Origin of the sequence: Staphylococcus sp. 191 (genome assembly GCF_011174885.1) — a bacterium.
In the GTDB taxonomy this organism is placed as follows: domain Bacteria; phylum Bacillota; class Bacilli; order Staphylococcales; family Staphylococcaceae; genus Staphylococcus; species Staphylococcus coagulans.
Window position 1 is genome coordinate 1 of record NZ_PNRJ01000003.1, and the last position, 18436, is coordinate 18436.

Sequence of the window (18436 nt, forward strand, 5' to 3'; positions counted from 1 at the left end):
ATATATAACATTACCAATCATCTTATACCTTTCGATTATCACTTTTTAAGTTGATTGCTTTAAACACAAAAAGAGAGCCTATTCAATAGATGCTTCCATTGAATAGACTCACTATAATACTACAATCTATCAATCTTTATTTAGAGTAAATGATAATCTTTAAGCAACGTTTCAATATATGTGCCTTTTATTTTTCTTAAGAAACCACTCAAAGCTACTTTTTGAATTTTACTATTTTCTGTGATTTCTTGTAGACTTTTACGATCATTTAATTCGTATGCCGCATCCATTAACACGCGCAAATCAAATTCAGAAGCTATGACTTCTGGTACCCCTCTATCAATATCTAATAATTGATAAACAGCTTCCATTGCTGTTCTAACCGAATATTCTGTTGTAAATACAGTATCTCTTTCAGTTTCTGCAAAGTTACCGATAAAGGCAAGGTTACGTGATTGATGTGGCACAACTAATGGTCTGTCACCTACTGCTCTTGGCATAAAGTAAGATGTAATATAAGGGAGATACGCAGGTATTGTATTTGCTTCTTCAGTTGCCAAGTATTCAATTTCTTCAGTAGGGACACCCATGTGGTAGAGCCATTCTTGACAGATTTCACTACCACTACATTCTGTAATTGGTTTTTTAATATAATCGCCATCAACATCAGAGTATAAAGCATAGATCCAAGTACTCACTTGATCATCAGGTTGACTTTTAAATTGTTGTTGACGGTTAACCGTAAAGCTCATTTGCCATGATGAGTCATTAACAGTAATAATACCACCTGTTACTGTTTTATGAGAAAGCGGGTCACGTTTACATAGTCTTTCAATGGCACCGATGATTTTTTTATTGTTTGTTGTCGCAGTCGCAGAAATGAACCAACTTCTTTTTGGTAAATCTTTATAGAATTTTTCTGGATTACCAAATTCTGGACTTTGCTTTGCCAAGTTATTCCATAATAACCAGCTACCACCAATGTCATCTGTAATAGGTGCAGGTGTGTCATTATCACCATAAGTTGAACTTTCTGTAATACTACCATTCGTTACAAACACTAAATCATTAGGTGTTAATTGAATGACATCATCTTTGCCATCTCGTTTAATAAGAATTTCTCGTGCTAATTTTTGAGAAGTCGTAACGTCTACTTTAATGTCTTCTACTTTGATATTATATTCAAATTGAACATCATGGGATTTCAAATATTCAACCATTGGTAATACGAGTGATTCATATTGATTGTATTTTGTAAATTTAAGTGCGCTAAAATCTGCAAGGCCGCCAATGTGGTGAACAAAGCGCATTAAATAACGACGCATTTCCATAGCAGAATGCCAAGGTTCAAATGCGAACATTGTTTTCCAATAAACCCAGAAATTGGATTTTAAGAAATCTTCAGAAAAAACATCTGTGATTTTGACATCATCTAAATCTTCTTCATTCATTAAACATAAATCTAAAATTTCTTTAATTGCTTTTTGTGTAAGCGTAAAATCGCCATCCGTATCAACACGGTGTCCTCTATTTTCAATCATTCGACAGCGTGAATAGTTTGGATCTTCTTTATTCAGCCAATAAAATTCATCTAAAACTGAAGCATTTTCGACTTCTAAAGAAGGAACCGAGCGGAATAAATCCCACAAACATTCGAAATGATTTTCCATCTCTCTACCACCGCGTACGACATAACCTTTATTAGGAAGTTCGTCACCATCAAGACTGCCGCCAGGCTTAGGTAACTCTTCTAAAATATGAACTTGTGAGCCTTTCATTTGTCCATCTCTAATGAGAAAACAAGCTGCTGCTAAAGCGGCTAAGCCAGATCCCACTAAATATGCAGATTTGTTTTCTACATTTTCAGGTTTTCTTGGGCGTGCAAATGCTTCATAATTACCTTTACTATAATACATAGTAAACACTTCCTTTTTTGGATTAAAAATCAGTATAATAAAAGACAAACAGGAAAATAAATGACTTCCTTCATTTTAAAATTCCCTTCAATATTATTATATCAACAGACCACATCCAATTAGGCGCCAATATTCACTATTTGTAACTTAAATGACAAAATCAAGAAATTGTTCGATATCTGAGGTGTTAAAAGATGAATAAACAGGATTTACGCGTAATTAAAACGCAAAACGCACTTATGAATGCATTTACGGAATTGTTAAAAGTAAAAGAATTTGAACACATTACAATACAAGACTTGTGTGACTACGCACTTATCCGTCGTTCAACATTTTATCGACATTACAAGGATAAGTATCATCTATTGAATCATGCGATTGAAAACGTCTTGAATCGTTTTAGACAAATTCATTTATCCGATATTCGTTTTGAAGACCCGAAGCCTTTCCTTGAGCGTTATATCCATGACTTATTAACCTTTATTAATGACAACAAAGTAATAGTCAACAGTGTAGTAACGCATCATTTATATGATGAAACATCACGGATTATTTATGAACAAATTTATCAAGCCATCAATAAGCAAACTCAATACGATATTCAAACTGGGGCCAGATTGGACGTAGATCCAACAATTTATAATCATTTTTTAACGGGTGGGGTGTTAAGTGTAGTCTTTAATTGGTCTAAAGAGACACACGCTGAACAATCACTCACAAGAGTTAAAAGTGATATTGTCAACTTGATATGCGGTATGAGAGAAACACACTTAAAACGTATCAATTAAGGTTCACAAATAGATGTTCTTTGTCACAAATCGCTTCCATTACAGTAGCTTGCATACGTCGACTTTGACTTGAATCATAAAAATTCATATTCATTGATTAAGGGGTGCCATTTGCATCTTGGTAAGTTTGATTAAACAGCTTATAATGAACATATTTTGAAAGTTCCGCTGACGCCGTAAGAACTAAAATTGTGTCATTCCCCCCGACTGTCCCCAGTACTTCGTTTAGCTCCATTTGATCAATATAATAATTAATGCTCTGTGCAAAACCCGGTGCTGTTTTTATAATTAAGTACGTGTCTTTGATTACGACAGAGGCGATTTCATCTTTATAAAAATTAATTAATTTCGCTTTGGCATCATTTTGCGCATTTTCATTATACTTTTGATAACACCGCTCTTGATGCGTGGATGGCATTTTATAAATCTTCAATTCATTTAAATCTCTACTAATTGTCGCTACACTATACCTTATTCCAAAATGTTTTTCTATATAATCCACAATTTCTGCTTTTGAATGAATGTCATGCTCTTTTACAATCATAGATACTAAGTCTAATCTTTTTCTTTTTTTCATGCATTTAAACTCCTTTGCCTCATAATCCCGCTGACAAATAACTGTGTATCTCTACCATAACAAAACATCTCATTGGTAAATGTGAAGTTTCTGACATCTCACATGAACCCTCACACGCTGTCAAACATTTAAGTGGCTTCATCTTCTTACAAAAAATCAATAAACATCTCTTTTCAAAAGATTGATGATTATACATACACATTTTTGAATAAAGAATAATATTATACATATCTCTTAATTTAATATTAACTTATTATTCATAAATACGCATGTTAAAAGGGTAAAGTATGCATAAGTTATCAGTATTGTGTATTGAATAAATCATTTGTATGAAGTTTTAGACATTTACATTGAGAAAACATTCACAGCTGGATAACTGAAAGCGTTTTATACTTTGGATGTAATCAATCAAAGGAGGAATAACAATGGAAAAAGGACCAATCCAAGTGAATAGTGAAATTGGCAGATTAAAAACCGTTTTACTCAAACGACCAGGCAAAGAATTAGAAAACCTTGTGCCTGATCATCTCAGCGGCTTATTATTTGACGATATTCCTTATTTGAAAGTCGCGCAAGAAGAGCATGATAAATTTGCGCAAGTTTTAAGAGATGAAGGGGTTGAAGTGGTTTACCTCGAAAAATTAGCCGCAGAAGCAATTGCTGATAAGGCTGTACGTGAACAGTTTATTGATGATATTTTAGCTGAATCTCAAAAAACAGTGCTCGGTCATGAAAAAGAGATTAAAACGCTATTTGAAACATTAAGCGATCAAGAACTTATAGATAAAATTATGTCAGGTGTACGTAAAGAAGAGATTCAATTAGAAATGAATCACCTTGTGGAATATATGGATGATAGATATCCATTTTATTTAGATCCTATGCCAAACCTTTACTTTACAAGAGACCCTCAAGCTTCTATCGGACGCGGTATGACGATCAATCGAATGTATTGGAGAGCACGTCGTAGAGAATCTATCTTTATGACCTATATTCTTAAACATCATCCACGTTTCAAAGATGCAGACGTTCCTGTTTGGTTGGATCGAAATTCACCATTCAATATCGAAGGTGGCGACGAATTAGTCCTTTCAAAAGAAGTGTTAGCCATCGGTATTTCAGAACGGACTTCGGCACAAGCCATTGAGCGCTTGGCACGCCAAATTTTATTTGATGATCAATCAACTTTTACAAAAGTATTAGCTATTGAAATCCCGAACAGTCGTAGTTTCATGCATTTAGATACCGTGTTTACAATGATTGATTATGACAAATTTACAATGCATGCTGCGATTTTCAAAGAAGAAAATCATATGAATATTTTTACAATCGAAAAAGATGAAGCAACAAACGATATTAAAATCTCACATTCAAGTCAACTTAAAACAACATTAGAAGACGCTTTACATGTCGATAACATTGAATTCATTCCTACAGGTAATGGCGATGTTATTGACGGAGCACGTGAACAGTGGAATGACGGCTCAAACACATTAACCATTCGCCCTGGCGTAGTCGTCACTTATGATCGTAACTACGTTTCAAATCAACTACTAAGAGATAAAGGAGTCAAAGTCATTGAAATCACAGGTAGCGAACTTGTGCGTGGTCGTGGCGGCCCTAGATGCATGAGCCAACCTTTATTTAGAGAAGACATTTAAGCATTCATTATCAAATTAAGAAAGGATTTTTTAAAATGACAGATATTCAAAAACCATTAGATTTAAAAGGTAGACATTTACTTAAAGAAGACGATTTTACTAAAAAAGAATTTTCAGACTTAATTGATTTTGCGATGACTTTAAAATCTTATAAACAACAAGGCATCCCACATCGCTATTTAGAAGGTAAAAATATTGCTTTATTATTTGAAAAAACATCAACACGGACACGTGCTGCATTTACAGTTGCTTCTATCGATTTAGGTGCACATCCAGAATTTTTAGGTAAAAATGACATCCAATTAGGTAAAAAAGAATCTGTCGAAGATACGGCAAAAGTATTGGGTCGTATGTTTGACGGTATTGAATTCCGCGGTTTCTCTCAAGACACAGTGGAAGCATTAGCAGCGTTTTCAGGTGTCCCTGTATGGAACGGGCTCACTGATGCTTGGCACCCAACACAAATGTTAGCAGACTATATGACGATCAAAGAAAACTTTGGTCATTTAGACGGTATTAAACTCACATATGTAGGCGACGGCCGTAACAATGTCGCAAATTCTCTTCTAGTCGCAGGTCCAATGTTAGGTGTCGATGTTACAATCTGCTCTCCTAAATCTTTATTCCCTTCTCAAGATTATATTGATATCGCTGAACGTCGTGCTAAACAAGACGGAGGTTCAGTAACAATTACCGATAATATTGATGAAGGCGTAAAAGGTGCTGACGTTATTTATACTGACGTTTGGGTTTCAATGGGTGAAGAAAGTGAATTCGAATCTCGTATTAAATTATTAAAAGATTATCAAGTGAACAAAGCTTTATTTGACAAAACAGGTAAAGACAGCACAATTTTCTTACATTGCTTACCTGCTTTCCACGACACAAATACAGAATATGGCCAAAAAATTAAAGATGAGTATGGCTTATCCGAAATGGAAGTCACAGATGAAATCTTTAGAAGCAAACATGCGAAAGTCTTTGATCAGGCTGAAAATCGCATGCATACCATCAAAGCTGTAATGGCCGCTACATTAGGTTAATTCAATAGATATGATATGATACAAAAGTCCAGTTATTCTTATCATAATAAAATACTATTAAAATATTTTAAAATAAGTTTTATGCCGGACTTTTTATCTATCTAAAGGAGACATGACATATGGGTGGAACAGATGAAAACAAATTAAATAAAACCTCCTTAATTGGTTTAGTCATTGGCTCGATGATTGGCGGCGGTGCATTTAACATCATTTCAGATATGGGTAAAGAAGCTGGCGGATTAGCTATCATTATTGGATGGCTGATTACTGCGGTCGGTATGATCTCACTTGCCTTTGTTTTTCAAAACTTAACCAATGAACGCCAAGATTTAGATGGTGGGATTTACAGTTATGCCCAAGCAGGATTTGGTGATTTTATTGGCTTTTCAAGTGCTTGGGGCTATTGGTTTGCTGCCTTTTTAGGCAATGTGGCTTATGCGACGTTGCTCATGTCCGCAGTAGGTAACTTTTTCCCAATGTTTAAAGGAGGCAATACCCTACCTTCTATTATTATTGCCTCAATCTTATTGTGGGGCGTGCATTATCTTATTTTAAAAGGTGTCGAAACTGCAGCATTGATTAATAGCATTGTGACCATCGCGAAATTGATTCCGATTTTACTAGTACTTGTGTGTATGATTGTCGCTTTTAACTTTGACACTTTTAAAGCAGGTATTTTTGGCATGACAAGTGGCCCATCACATATGTTTAGTTGGGGAGACACGCTTTCTCAAGTTAAAAGTACAATGCTCGTCACTGTGTGGGTCTTTACTGGTATTGAAGGCGCTGTCGTCTTTTCTGGACGCGCTAAAAATAAAAAAGATGTCGGTTCCGCAACCGTCATTGGTTTAGTTTCTGTGTTGGTCATCTATTTCTTAATGACCGTATTAGCACAAGGCGTCATCCAACAAAATCATATTTCAGAACTCTCTAACCCTTCTATGGCAGCAGTGTTAGAACACATTGTCGGTCATTGGGGATCTGTTCTCGTTAATATTGGCCTCATTATTTCAGTATTAGGCGCGTGGTTAGGTTGGACACTTTTAGCTGGTGAATTACCTTTTATCGTTGCGAAGGATGGCCTATTCCCTAAATGGTTTGCCAAAGAAAATGAAAACAAAGCACCTGTCCATTCATTACTCGTTACTAATATATTAGTTCAAATCTTTTTAATCAGTATGCTTTTCACACAAAGCGCTTATCAATTTGCTTTTTCACTTGCTTCAAGCGCCATTCTTGTTCCTTACATGTTGAGTGCTTTTTACCAAGTGAAATATACAATTCAAACGAAACATCGTGCAACAACGAAGCAATGGATGATTGGTATCATCGCTTCTGTTTACACAATCTGGCTCGTATACGCAGCGGGATTGGATTACTTCTTATTAACGATGCTGCTTTATATTCCAGGGCTCATTGTTTACACGATTGTACAAAGAAATAATCAAAAACCATTAAAACGAGTCGATTATTTATTCTTTGTCATTATTATCATTTTAGCCATTATCGGCATCTTGAGATTATTGAGCGGTGCCGTCGACGTATTTTAATGAGGAGTGAAATTTTATGCATAAAAAAATTGTAATTGCTCTAGGCGGAAATGCCATCCAAACAACAGATGGATCTGCAGAAACACAAAAACAAGCTATACGTAAAACAATGCAAACACTAAAGCCTTTATTTAATACAGACTACGATATTGTCATTTCCCATGGCAATGGACCACAAATTGGCAGTCTTTTAATTCAACAAGCGACTGCTGATAGTCCACAAACACCTGCGATGCCTCTGGATGTCTGTGGTGCGATGACACAAGGAATGATTGGCTTTTGGATTGAAACGGAAGTCAACCGTGTTTTAGCAGAGGTTAACAGCAATCGGAAAGCGGGTACAGTGATAACACGTGTGGAAATTGACGAAAATGATCCAAGAATGTCAAACCCGACAAAACCGATTGGGCCTTTTTATACAGAAGCTCAAGTTGAACAACAAAAAGCACAATATCGTGATTCGGTCTATAAAGAAGATGCGGGTAGAGGCTATCGTAAAGTCGTCCCTTCCCCCCTGCCTATATCCATTTTAGAGCATGAATTAATTAGTACTTTAGTTGAAAATAATAACATTATTGTCGCTTGTGGTGGTGGCGGTGTTCCTGTTGTTAAAAGAGGCGACACTTATGAAGGTGTGGAAGCTGTTATCGATAAAGATTTTGCAAGCGAACGTTTAGCACAACTCATCGATGCCAATACCCTTATGATTTTAACAAACGTTGAAAATGTTTATATTAACTTTAATAAACCTAACCAAGAAAAACTCACTGATATCGATGTCGAAAGTTTAAAACGCTACGCACAAGAAGGTAAATTTGCAGAAGGCTCTATGTTACCTAAAATTGAAGCGGCTATAGATTTTGTTGAAAACGGAGAAGGACGTCGTGCGGTCATCACGAACTTAGATAAAGCCTATGAAGCCTTTAAAGGAGAAGTCGGCACACAAATTTATAAGTAGCTATGAGGTGGTGGATTTATGGGGCAAAACCCGTATGATCACTCAACAATTGATAACTCACTCATTAAAAACAATGTGAATACCTATCTCGAGCAGTTTGCTGCCTTTATCAATATACCCACGGTTGCATTGCAGCCGTATAAGAATGAATTTATCGTCAGACAATACAATAAAGGCCAAGTGATTTACTATTCTTCTGATGAACTGACACATCTATATTATTTAATCGATGGTTATATATTAAGAGAGCATTACAGCGTGAATGGGGATGTCTATCGTGTACTAAATAAAGGCGAACATCTATACCCGCTTCACAACCTTTTTCAAGATAAAACAACAAATGAAATGTGTACTGCACTCACCGATAGCATTGTCATGGCCGTACCGATTGAACTGATAGAATATATATGTCGAAATCACGATAAAGTGTTTATTCAAATGTATAAATACCTTTGCGAAAATGAAAAACAATTAACAGAATATAACATGGCACTTAGTGCAAAAAGCGCTAAAGCACGTGTAGAGAAAGTACTCATTTATTTATGCCATACAATTGGCGAGGACCATGAAGAATTTTATGAGATTAAGCAATTTTTAACAATTCAAATGGTCAGCGATCTAGCTAGTGTTTCCCGAGAAACGACAGGGCACATTGTAAACGAACTAAAAACACAAAACCTCCTTTTAAAAGATCAGAAGAATTGGATGATTAGTAAAGCCATCTTGAAATAATATTTTTTGCATGATAAATCAATGGAATGGGATAAAAATTATTTCAATTTCTGTTCCATTCCATTATAAGCGTCTCTCGGTTTACATGAATCCCAAGAACGTATACAGCGATATATAAATCAGATAACTACTTCTTTTATGATTTTATATAGTTCAACTCATGGAATAAGCCATACATATAACGTTACTTTCATACGTTAAACGTGTGAAAGTAACGTTTATTATATTTGAAATGAATATTCTTATACGTCATCAATAACCACGTATCCTGCTTTAAAATAACAAAACTTACCTTTATATTTACGTACATCAACTAAAAAATAAAAATTTTGAAAATGTAGCACCTTCTTATAGATTGAATATAAACTAATATTAAATACATAATTTAAAACCCTATTTGAAATGCCAAAATACTTAATCTAGAAAAAATAAATATGTATTAAGCATATTTTTTATCATTTTAACGCACAAACTAAACCGTTTATTATAAATATAAACGTAATTTTAAAAAATATATACGAATAGACAATTTGTCTAGCCCTACATCAAAAGTCTTCGTCTTGCTTAATTCCGCTTTTCAACATCTTAATCATATACAATCTCTTTAAATCTTATATTTATGACATCTAAAATTTTTATATAAATCGATAATAAACAATCGAATATTGCAACAGTTGATTTTTAAAAATTTTAGAAATTTCACTATACAATTCTATTCTAATATTGTAGACTTATATCAAGCGTTACAATATATATTTTATATTTTAAGGGGTTGTAATCAATGGAAAACAAAAACTTTTTTAGTATTCGTAAACTTTCTATCGGAGTAGGTTCTTGCTTAATCGCGAGTTCTTTACTTGTAAACACACCAACTTTCGCTGAAGAATCAAACAATACGAATACTGCTGAAGATCAACAAAATGCTTTTTCTGAAGTAGTTAACTTACCAAATCTTAATGAAGATCAACGTAATGGCTTCATTCAAAGCATCAAAGACGATCCAAGTGCAAGTCAAGATGTGCTTAACGAAGCGAAAAAATTAAACGACAGTCAAGAGGGTTCTCAACCTGCGCCTGACCATAGCGAAGCACAACAAAATGCATTCTATGAAATTGTAAATTTACCTAACTTAACTGATGTGCAACGCAACGGTTTCATCCAAAGCCTTAAAGATGATCCAAGTGCAAGTGCAAATGTATTAATTGAAGCAAAAAATACAAACGTTGCTCAAGCACCAACACAACCTGCACCAGAGTTAAATGAGGATCAACAAAATGCATTCTACGAAATCTTAAACTTACCTAATCTTAAAGATGACCAACGTAACGGTTTCATCCAAAGCCTTAAAGATGATCCAAGTGTAAGTAAAGACGTGCTTGCTGAAGCGAAAAAATTAAACGACAGCCAAGCTGCTCCTGACTTTAGCGCAGAACAACAAAATGCGTTCTACGAAATCTTAAACTTGCCTAACCTTAGCGAAGATCAACGCAACGGCTTTATCCAAAGTCTTAAAGATGACCCAAGCGTAAGTAAAGACGTGCTCGCTGAAGCGAAAAAATTAAACGACAGCCAAGCTGCTCCTGACTTTAGCGCAGATCAACAAAATGCGTTCTATGAAATCTTAAACTTGCCTAACCTTAATGAAGAGCAACGTAACGGTTTCATCCAAAGCCTTAAAGATGATCCAAGTGTCAGCAAAGATATTCTTGCTGAAGCGAAAAAATTAAACGATATCCAAGCGAAACCAGATTATAGTGCAGAACAACAAAATGCATTCTATGAAATTTTACACTTACCTAACCTTACTGACGAACAACGTGATGGTTTCATCCAAAGCCTTAAAGATGACCCAAGTGTCAGCAAAGATATTCTTGCTGAAGCGAAAAAATTAAATGACAGCCAAGCACCTAAAGCTGAAGATAAAGGCATGCACAAAGATGACAGCAAAGCTGGAGACAAAAAAGCTGAAGATAAAGGCATGCACAAAGATGACAACAAAGCTGGAGACAAAAAAGCTGAAGATAAAGGCATGCACAAAGATGACAACAAAGCTGGAGACAAAAAAGCTGAAGATAAAGGCATGCACAAAGACAGCAAAGACATGAAAAAAGATAAAGACATGGGCATGGCTAAAGACCAGTCTGGTAACAATGGCATGAATCACACTGGCAACAAAATGATGCCTAATAGCGAAACGCATGTTGTTCAACCTGGTGATACTTTAGATAAAATCGCAAAAGCAAACCACACTACTGCCGATAAAATTGCGAAAGATAATGGCTTAGCTGATAAAAACATGATTATGCCTGGTCAAAAACTTGACATGGATAAATCAACAATGATGAATGAAAACAAAGCTGCAAAAGCGAATAATGAAATGAAAGCTTTACCTGAAACAGGTAGCGAAAGCGATGACGCATTATTCGGTACAACACTTGCAGGTGGATTGAGCTTAGCATTAGGTGGTTTCTTATTAAGCCGCAGCAGAAAATCAAACTAAGTTTTAAAATTTCCAACACATTACACAAAATATAAAACCAACTTAGAATATAAATAAACGGGATAAAAAAACTGTGCATGTCGTCAAAGTGGCGACTTCACAGTTTTTTTGATTTTCATCGATAAAATTGCGCTTCTACTTTTGATTGATTACAACGGGATACGCATGACATGCCCGCTGTTTATTGAGACCGTTTGATGCTAAAAAATTGTAAATACGTGGCTACTCTCAAAATATACTCAATCGGTCCATATTGAAAAAATCTTAACCAAATCATTGAAAAAATCATTTGCACAATCAAAATCACAAGACATGCAATGCCTGTTTGTGCAAACGTTAATGTCAAAAATTGACCCGCTACAATAATAAGTAACGTATTCATCAAATAATTGGTTAACGCCATTTGTCCATAATACTTCAATGGTAACAAGATTTTTTTAACCGTATCGTATTGTAATAAATAAGTTAACAATAATACATAAAACAGTGAAATAAATGGTGCTGTAAAAACGATAAGATCAGAAAATGTATTGTATTTTTCAACATACGCATTGAGGCTAATCTGTGATTTCGCCAATTCATACGTTGGAAGTACATTATGCTGATGCAGTACGACCATCGAAATAATAAAGCCACCAAATGATAGCAGCAATGCTACTATTAAAGATTTTGGACGATTGTAAATATTTTTGTGTAAGTCAAATTGGCCAATCGTGTATCCTAGAATAAACAAACCGGGGACGAAAGCGATTTTGTTCTCACCAAATAAAGCGACGAAGAGTAAAGCTAACCCAATAACAAGATTGAGTTTTTTATTTACAAAAGTAAAAAGTAATAGCGGTAGGCCAATGATGGCATAAAAAAGCAATGCTTCACCTGGTTGGAAGATTTGATGTATAATACCTAGCAATAGTAAAAAGAGGATTCTCCTCAAGTATAGAAAATATGGATTAACGTCTTTGCATTTGGCGCTATTAAAGAAGATTGAAAAGCCTATCCCGAATAGTAATGAGAAGATTGAAAAGAACTTCGCTTCAACGAGGATGTTTAAATATTTCATATAGTCAATATCAATTTGCCCATGAAAACCTTGAATCTTTAAAATAGGAATGATGTTCGCAAATATAATGCCTAATAAAGCAAATCCTCTCATATAATCCAATAACTCTATTCTCTTTTTTGTCGGTTCCATAAAAAACTCCTTTATTTAGTATACTGCTATCATAAACACTCATATACCATCTATCATGCGGCTCAAGGCGTATTGTCACTCGGGCAGAAGTCCATAATGCTTTTTATACATAACCACACAGCCCACATAAATTGAAAAAAGTATCATTGAAATCCATACACAGTCTCATTTCATTCTTTATTGACAACATATTTTCTAAAATCTATCTTTAAAATGCGCCCCCTATCAATGGTATCAAATTGAGCTGTAAATCGATTTAAATAATATTTATTGAGAATATTTTCACATGATAATATACTAAAAGTAGACATATCAACAGGAGGTCCTTAAGTTGACTCAAAGACAAATCGGTCTGTTATTTTATACTGGCATTATCGGAGGGCTGCTTTCCGGTATTGTCAAATTAGGTTGGGAAGTCATGTTCCCGCCCCGTACACCAGAACGCAATGCGACCAATCCACCGCAACAATTGTTACAACAACTCGGATTCAGTCATGATTTTACCCATCAAACCTACACATTCTCAGGCATGTCATTGCCTTGGGTGAGCTTTATCGTTCACTTTAGTTTTTCTATTGTCATTGCCATTATTTACTGTTTCTTAGTGAAGAAATATGCCTATATGGCAATGGGCCAAGGCGCTGTATTTGGGATTGTGATTTGGGTGTTATTCCACTTGATGATTATGCCGATTATGCATACCGTTCCTGCGCCTTGGGATCAACCCTTCCAAGAACATCTTTCTGAATTATTCGGTCATATCGTTTGGATGATGACCATCGATCTCGTTCGACAACTTTTTGTCCATCGCTATCAATTAGATTAAAACAAAACCGCTCATTTGTGATACACATGCATCACACGAGCGGTTTACTATTTTTAAAAATCACTGTCATTCAATTTTTTATTTTGTTTTAGAATCTTTACGAAATTGATAAAATGCAAAACCCATAAAAGCAATATTTAAAACGATGAACAAAGATAATGAAATAGTAAGATATTGTGTTCTTGAGCTATTTTGTGTTGTTAAAAGCGCAACGATATTCGGTAAGCAAACTAGAAATAAAATGACTGCATAGATTTTTTGTTTCAAAACGACACAGATGAGCATAACTAATAGGAGCAATATCACACCCGTTATATTACTTTGTTGTTGAGTCAATGTAACAATCTCATACAGTGGAAAGGTGTGTGCCAAAAACGCGCCAAATAAAATCAATCCAAATATCAATATACCGCCTATCGCTGCAAAAATATATGTTTTTTTACTATCACCAAAGGTTAAAATCAACTTTCGTATCATATATAAGCCAAGTATCACAGTGATTAAAAAAGTAAAAATCACATTTAAAATATCACTTGCTGTTAAAGTATAAGATTGTTCAAATAAATCGGGTATCGTAAATAAAGCAAGCAAAAATAGGACAAAGTATGCAACGTATTTTGTCAAATGATTGATAAAGGGCAAATGCTTTGAAAACTTGTCAGCATAGGCTTTAATCGGCATATCAATAATTGCCTGGACATCTTCACCTTGTTGCTCAGCAGTTGCTAAATGATCTCTTAATTCTTCTTCTATTTCTTCAATTTCTTCTTCCTTTTTACCCCTAAACAAAAGTTCAACTCTTAGCTTAACTAAAAAATCTTCCGACTGTTTGCTTAACATTTCTTACACCCTCCCAAAAAGATGATTCATACCTGTATTCAAATCACGCCATTTTGCTTTGAATTGTTCAAGCTCTTGTTTTCCACTTTCTGAAATCGTATAATACTTCCGCTTCGGTCCACCATTATCCGATTTTCGTGTCGTCGTATGGACATATCCCTTTTTGCTAAGTCGTAATAAGACTGGGTATATACTGCCATCACTAATTTCAGGAAACTGGTTTGCCTTCAACTTTTCTAAAATCTCATAACCATAAGTTTCACCTTGCGCAATTAAACCGAGTATCGCGCCATCTAAAAGCCCCTTCATCATTTGATTCGATACTGACATCGCAATCCTCTTTTCTATCAACTACCTTATAATATAAGATAGTTGAAAATTTAAAGTCCGTCAACCCTTTACAATAAATAAGGAGGTATTGACGGGTGTGATACATCACTTTCAAATTTAACGTCATACATTTTTGTATGTGTAAATGGTACATTTGTACTTAAACAATAAAAAACGGGGCTAGGCATCATGACCCAACCCCTCTACTTTTCGATTACGAATGCAATTATAAGATTAATAAATAAGGATTCTCAATATAACGCGCGAGTATTTTTAAGAATTCTGCTGCCCCTGCACCGTCTAAGATTTGGTGGTCAAAGGTTAAACTTAACGGAATGCGTGACACTTGTTTGACATTGTCATTTTCCAGTACGACCTCTTGGGTTAAAGCGCCCACGCCTAAAATACCCGTTTCACCTAGATTTAATATCGGTGTGAAGTATTCAATACCACTCGCACCCATATTCGTAATTGTGAATGTTGCACCACTGAGTTGCACTGCATTTGTATCGCCCGCTCTCACTGCTTCTGAAGCTGCTTTGATTTCTTTTGCGAGCGCGCCAACACTTTTCGTATCTGCTTGCTCAATGACAGGTACCATCAAGCCATCATCTAAAGAAGTCGCAATACCTAGGCGCACTTCATCATATTCTGTAAGTTCACCTTGCTCATAACGTGCATTCATTGCGCCATAATCTTTGAGTGCTAGAACGACTGCTTTTGCGAGTAAAGCAGTCACTGTGAGTTTAATGGCTTTATCTGCGTCATTAATTTCCTCTGATAATCTATTTTTAAAGTCCAATAAGCGATCGGCATCTACTTTGCGGTGTAGCGTTAATTGCGCTGTATTGTCTAAGCTTTGTCGCATATTTTGCGCGATACGTTTACGCATTGGATTTAAACCATCGCCAATTTGTTCTGCTGAGACAGCTTTAGGCGCAGTGGCTCCATTCGTTTCTTGTTCAAGGTCATAACCTTGTGATGCGACTCGTAAAATATCCAGTTTTGTAATACGCTGATTGCCACCTGTTCCTTTAATTCGTGTCACGTCTAAATCTTTGTCTTTAGCCATACGGCGTGCCAATGGCGATATAAAGATGCGTCCTTGATTTGGCGTTGCATTTTCAGAGCGTTTTATCGCTGTCTCTTCTGATGTATTTGATACCTCATCATCAGTTGGTTTTTCATCAGATTTTTCTGCATTTGAACTTTCCGATTGCGCTTCTTCGCTAGACGCTGCGTCAGTGTCTACCGCTTCATCTGGCTCACCGATAATACCTAAGACACCTTTGACCTCTGCTTCTTCACCCGCAGCGACTTTTATTTTGAGTAAAGTCCCACTCGCAGGTGCTTCAACATCTTGTGTCAGCTTTTCAGAGCTTATTGTTAAGAGACTGTCGCCTTCTTTTACTTCATCCCCTTCAGCAACAAACCATTCTTCCACTGTGCCCTCTTTCATCGTCATTCCGAGCTTTGGCATGATAATATTTTGACTCATATGTGTCCCTCCTTTCTATGATTTAACCTTTTTTAAGTCTTCAATCAGTTCTGAAGCGACATCAAGCACTTTATCTACGTTAGGTATATACGCTGCCTCTAAATTCGCCGCAAATGGCACGGGTGTATCTGGTGCAGTCACTTTTTTAATTGGACCATCTAAATAATCAAAACCACGATCTCCAATAACAGAAGCAACATCACCCGCAATATTACATTGAGGATTGGATTCATCTATAACGATGAGGCGTCCCGTCTTTTTCACTGACTCTAGGACTGTTTCCTCATCCCAAGGTGACACTGTACGTAAATCGATGACTTCAGCAGAGATACGATCTTCGGCAAGTTGATTAGCCGTTTCTTCTGCGACAGCAACCATTTTACCGATGGCGACAATCGTTAAATCTTCGCCTTCTCTAACCACACGTGCTTTTCCGATTTCAACTGTATAGGGTTCTTCTGGAACTTCACCTTTTTGTCCAAGCAGTGTTTTATCTTCTGAAAAGACAACTAAGTTATCATCTTGAACTGCTGCCATAAGCAAGCCTTTCGCATCATATGGGTTAGACGGAACAACAACTTTCACGCCCGGTATAGCCGCAAACATGTTGTAAAGTGATTGTGAATGTTGCGCCGCCGCACCAGCGCCTGCACCATGCACTGTTCTTACAACAAGTGGAATTTTAGCTTTACCCCCAAACATATAACGCATTTTAGCGCCTTGGTTTAAAATCGGATCTAATCCAAATCCAAGGAAATCATTAAACATCAGTTCTGCAATTGGACGTAATCCTGTCGCAGCCGCACCCACAGCTGAGCTGATTGTAATATGTTCTGCAATCGGCGTATCAATGACACGTTGACGGCCATATTTTTTAGCAAGTCCTTTCGTTACGCCAAACACGCCACCAAACGTATCATCATCTTTAATATGTTCAACGCCTGCGCCCCCTGACACATCCGTACCGATAAGGATCACATTTTCATCTTGCTTCATTGATTGGTCTATTGCTTCATTAATCGCACTCATAAATGTTATCTTACGTTTTTCACTCATGACGATAGCCTCCTTCTATGCAAATACATCTTTGTATAATGATTCGACATCTGGTAAATCACTCTCATCTGCAAACGCCACTGCATCTTCAACTGCTTGTTTGGCTGCTTCTTCTATTTTTTTCGCTTCGTTAGCTGTTAACCATTTTTCTTTAATCGCACGCTTACGAAATGCTTCAGTCGCGTTTTTATCTGCATTGCGATCGTCTGGAGATTTTACCTTTTGTTCGTCGCCTTCAAAGTGACCGTATTTACGATACGTATCGCACTCAATTAATGTTGGACCTTCTCCTTTTTTCGCACGTTTAACCGCTTTTTTAGTCGCTTCCATCACTTCAACAACATCCATGCCATCGACACGTACACCGGGCATATTATATGCTGCTGCACGTTCAGCAATCGTTTCAGAAGCACTCGCATAACGATGGGTTGTGCCTTCTCCAAACTGGTTATTTTCACAGACAAAGATGACTGGTAAATTAAGAATAGACGCAAAGTTCAGGCCTTCATGGAAGTTCCCTTCATTGGCCGCACCGTCTCCAAAGAAACAGACTGCGACATTTTCTTTACCTTGATTCCGAATAGAAATACCTGCACCTGTTGCTAAACCAAATCCACCACTTACAATACCGTTAGCCCCTAACATGCCTTTATCAATTTCGGCGACATGCATCGAGCCCCCTTTACCATGACCGAGACCGTCTTTTTTACCCATAATTTCAGCCATCATGCCATTCAAATCGCAACCTTTCGCGATGGCATGGCCATGACCGCGGTGTGTGCTTGTAATATAATCATCATCTTCAAGTTGTGACATCACACCTGTCGCAACCGCTTCTTCACCTACATACAAATGAACAAATCCAGGAATTTTACCATCACTAAAAATCTTATGCACCTTTTCTTCAAAAGCCCGAATTTCATTCATCGTTTTATAAATCCAGCGTGCTTGTTCTTTTTTCATCATAGA

16 protein-coding genes are annotated in these 18436 nt (G+C 36.3%); 8 read left to right on the plus strand and 8 right to left on the minus strand.

Annotation, left to right across the window (positions count from 1 at the left end; all coding sequences use genetic code 11):
- Window positions 1-140 precede the first annotated feature (140 nt).
- Window positions 141-1916: an oleate hydratase gene (locus C1H58_RS03205; RefSeq protein ID WP_165545302.1), complete on the minus strand. Its 1776-nt coding sequence runs from the start codon at window positions 1914-1916 to the stop codon at window positions 141-143.
- Between the two features lie 194 nt (window positions 1917-2110).
- Here C1H58_RS03205 and C1H58_RS03210 point away from each other — a divergent pair, with 194 nt between their 5' ends.
- Window positions 2111-2704, plus strand: coding sequence for a TetR/AcrR family transcriptional regulator (locus tag C1H58_RS03210; RefSeq protein ID WP_165545303.1), 594 nt, complete (start codon window positions 2111-2113; stop codon window positions 2702-2704).
- Between the two features lie 97 nt (window positions 2705-2801).
- Here the strand turns inward: C1H58_RS03210 and C1H58_RS03215 are convergent, their stop codons facing one another.
- Window positions 2802-3281, minus strand: a complete 480-nt coding sequence (locus C1H58_RS03215) for an arginine repressor (protein WP_165545304.1) — start codon at window positions 3279-3281, stop codon at window positions 2802-2804.
- 425 nt (window positions 3282-3706) lie between these two features.
- Here C1H58_RS03215 and arcA point away from each other — a divergent pair, with 425 nt between their 5' ends.
- The 6 genes from arcA to C1H58_RS03245 all read left to right on the plus strand — a co-directional run bounded on the left by arcA (window position 3707) and on the right by C1H58_RS03245 (window position 11725).
- Complete coding sequence (arcA, locus tag C1H58_RS03220; RefSeq protein ID WP_165545305.1) at window positions 3707-4942, plus strand: arginine deiminase; 1236 nt, start codon at window positions 3707-3709, stop codon at window positions 4940-4942.
- Between the two features lie 35 nt (window positions 4943-4977).
- Complete coding sequence (argF, locus tag C1H58_RS03225; RefSeq protein ID WP_060829224.1) at window positions 4978-5985, plus strand: ornithine carbamoyltransferase; 1008 nt, start codon at window positions 4978-4980, stop codon at window positions 5983-5985.
- Window positions 5986-6104: 119 nt separating this feature from the next.
- Entirely contained in the window at window positions 6105-7535 is a 1431-nt protein-coding gene (gene arcD / locus C1H58_RS03230) for an arginine-ornithine antiporter (RefSeq protein WP_165545306.1), read from the plus strand.
- A 16-nt stretch (window positions 7536-7551) separates the two neighbouring features.
- The gene (arcC, locus tag C1H58_RS03235) at window positions 7552-8493 is read left to right on the plus strand and encodes a carbamate kinase (RefSeq protein ID WP_165545307.1); all 942 of its coding nucleotides are present in this window, start codon (window positions 7552-7554) and stop codon (window positions 8491-8493) included.
- Window positions 8494-8511: 18 nt separating this feature from the next.
- Entirely contained in the window at window positions 8512-9225 is a 714-nt protein-coding gene (locus C1H58_RS03240; protein WP_165545308.1) for a Crp/Fnr family transcriptional regulator, read from the plus strand.
- 781 nt (window positions 9226-10006) lie between these two features.
- Window positions 10007-11725, plus strand: a complete 1719-nt coding sequence (locus C1H58_RS03245; RefSeq protein WP_165545309.1) for a B domain-containing protein — start codon at window positions 10007-10009, stop codon at window positions 11723-11725.
- Between the two features lie 181 nt (window positions 11726-11906).
- Here C1H58_RS03245 and C1H58_RS03250 read toward each other — a convergent pair whose 3' ends face one another.
- Window positions 11907-12917: a DUF418 domain-containing protein gene (locus tag C1H58_RS03250; protein ID WP_165545310.1), complete on the minus strand. Its 1011-nt coding sequence runs from the start codon at window positions 12915-12917 to the stop codon at window positions 11907-11909.
- 331 nt (window positions 12918-13248) lie between these two features.
- Between C1H58_RS03250 and C1H58_RS03255 the strand changes: the two genes are divergently transcribed.
- Window positions 13249-13743, plus strand: coding sequence for a YagU family protein (locus tag C1H58_RS03255; RefSeq protein WP_060829218.1), 495 nt, complete (start codon window positions 13249-13251; stop codon window positions 13741-13743).
- Window positions 13744-13821: 78 nt separating this feature from the next.
- Here C1H58_RS03255 and C1H58_RS03260 read toward each other — a convergent pair whose 3' ends face one another.
- From C1H58_RS03260 to C1H58_RS03280, 5 genes are all read right to left on the minus strand, one after another.
- Window positions 13822-14583 (minus strand): hypothetical protein, encoded by a 762-nt coding sequence (locus C1H58_RS03260; RefSeq protein WP_165545311.1) that lies wholly within the window; start codon window positions 14581-14583, stop codon window positions 13822-13824.
- A gap of 3 nt (window positions 14584-14586) precedes the next feature.
- On the minus strand, window positions 14587-14913 hold the full coding sequence (locus tag C1H58_RS03265) for a PadR family transcriptional regulator (protein WP_103356156.1): 327 nt from the start codon (window positions 14911-14913) through the stop codon (window positions 14587-14589).
- A 226-nt stretch (window positions 14914-15139) separates the two neighbouring features.
- Window positions 15140-16411 (minus strand): dihydrolipoamide acetyltransferase family protein, encoded by a 1272-nt coding sequence (locus tag C1H58_RS03270; protein WP_165545312.1) that lies wholly within the window; start codon window positions 16409-16411, stop codon window positions 15140-15142.
- A gap of 15 nt (window positions 16412-16426) precedes the next feature.
- The gene (locus tag C1H58_RS03275) at window positions 16427-17467 is read right to left on the minus strand and encodes an alpha-ketoacid dehydrogenase subunit beta (RefSeq protein ID WP_165545313.1); all 1041 of its coding nucleotides are present in this window, start codon (window positions 17465-17467) and stop codon (window positions 16427-16429) included.
- Window positions 17468-17482: 15 nt separating this feature from the next.
- Window positions 17483-18430 (minus strand): thiamine pyrophosphate-dependent dehydrogenase E1 component subunit alpha, encoded by a 948-nt coding sequence (locus C1H58_RS03280; RefSeq protein ID WP_165545314.1) that lies wholly within the window; start codon window positions 18428-18430, stop codon window positions 17483-17485.
- Window positions 18431-18436: the final 6 nt, after the last annotated feature.

Excerpts from the sequence above, each read along its gene's own strand:
- C1H58_RS03205 (WP_165545302.1), bottom strand. The coding sequence starts at position 1,916 with ATGTATTATAGTAAAGGTAATTATGAAGCATTTGCACGCCCAAGAAAA.
- C1H58_RS03275 (WP_165545313.1), bottom strand. The coding sequence starts at position 17,467 with ATGAGTGAAAAACGTAAGATAACATTTATGAGTGCGATTAATGAAGCA.
- C1H58_RS03280 (WP_165545314.1), bottom strand. The coding sequence starts at position 18,430 with ATGAAAAAAGAACAAGCACGCTGGATTTATAAAACGATGAATGAAATT.
- argF (WP_060829224.1), top strand. The coding sequence starts at position 4,978 with ATGACAGATATTCAAAAACCATTAGATTTAAAAGGTAGACATTTACTT.
- arcD (WP_165545306.1), top strand. The coding sequence starts at position 6,105 with ATGGGTGGAACAGATGAAAACAAATTAAATAAAACCTCCTTAATTGGT.
- C1H58_RS03245 (WP_165545309.1), top strand. The coding sequence starts at position 10,007 with ATGGAAAACAAAAACTTTTTTAGTATTCGTAAACTTTCTATCGGAGTA.
- C1H58_RS03265 (WP_103356156.1), bottom strand. The coding sequence starts at position 14,913 with ATGTCAGTATCGAATCAAATGATGAAGGGGCTTTTAGATGGCGCGATA.
- C1H58_RS03215 (WP_165545304.1), bottom strand. The coding sequence starts at position 3,281 with ATGAAAAAAAGAAAAAGATTAGACTTAGTATCTATGATTGTAAAAGAG.
- C1H58_RS03210 (WP_165545303.1), top strand. The coding sequence starts at position 2,111 with ATGAATAAACAGGATTTACGCGTAATTAAAACGCAAAACGCACTTATG.
- arcA (WP_165545305.1), top strand. The coding sequence starts at position 3,707 with ATGGAAAAAGGACCAATCCAAGTGAATAGTGAAATTGGCAGATTAAAA.
- C1H58_RS03240 (WP_165545308.1), top strand. The coding sequence starts at position 8,512 with ATGGGGCAAAACCCGTATGATCACTCAACAATTGATAACTCACTCATT.
- arcC (WP_165545307.1), top strand. The coding sequence starts at position 7,552 with ATGCATAAAAAAATTGTAATTGCTCTAGGCGGAAATGCCATCCAAACA.
- C1H58_RS03260 (WP_165545311.1), bottom strand. The coding sequence starts at position 14,583 with ATGTTAAGCAAACAGTCGGAAGATTTTTTAGTTAAGCTAAGAGTTGAA.
- C1H58_RS03270 (WP_165545312.1), bottom strand. The coding sequence starts at position 16,411 with ATGAGTCAAAATATTATCATGCCAAAGCTCGGAATGACGATGAAAGAG.
- C1H58_RS03250 (WP_165545310.1), bottom strand. The coding sequence starts at position 12,917 with ATGGAACCGACAAAAAAGAGAATAGAGTTATTGGATTATATGAGAGGA.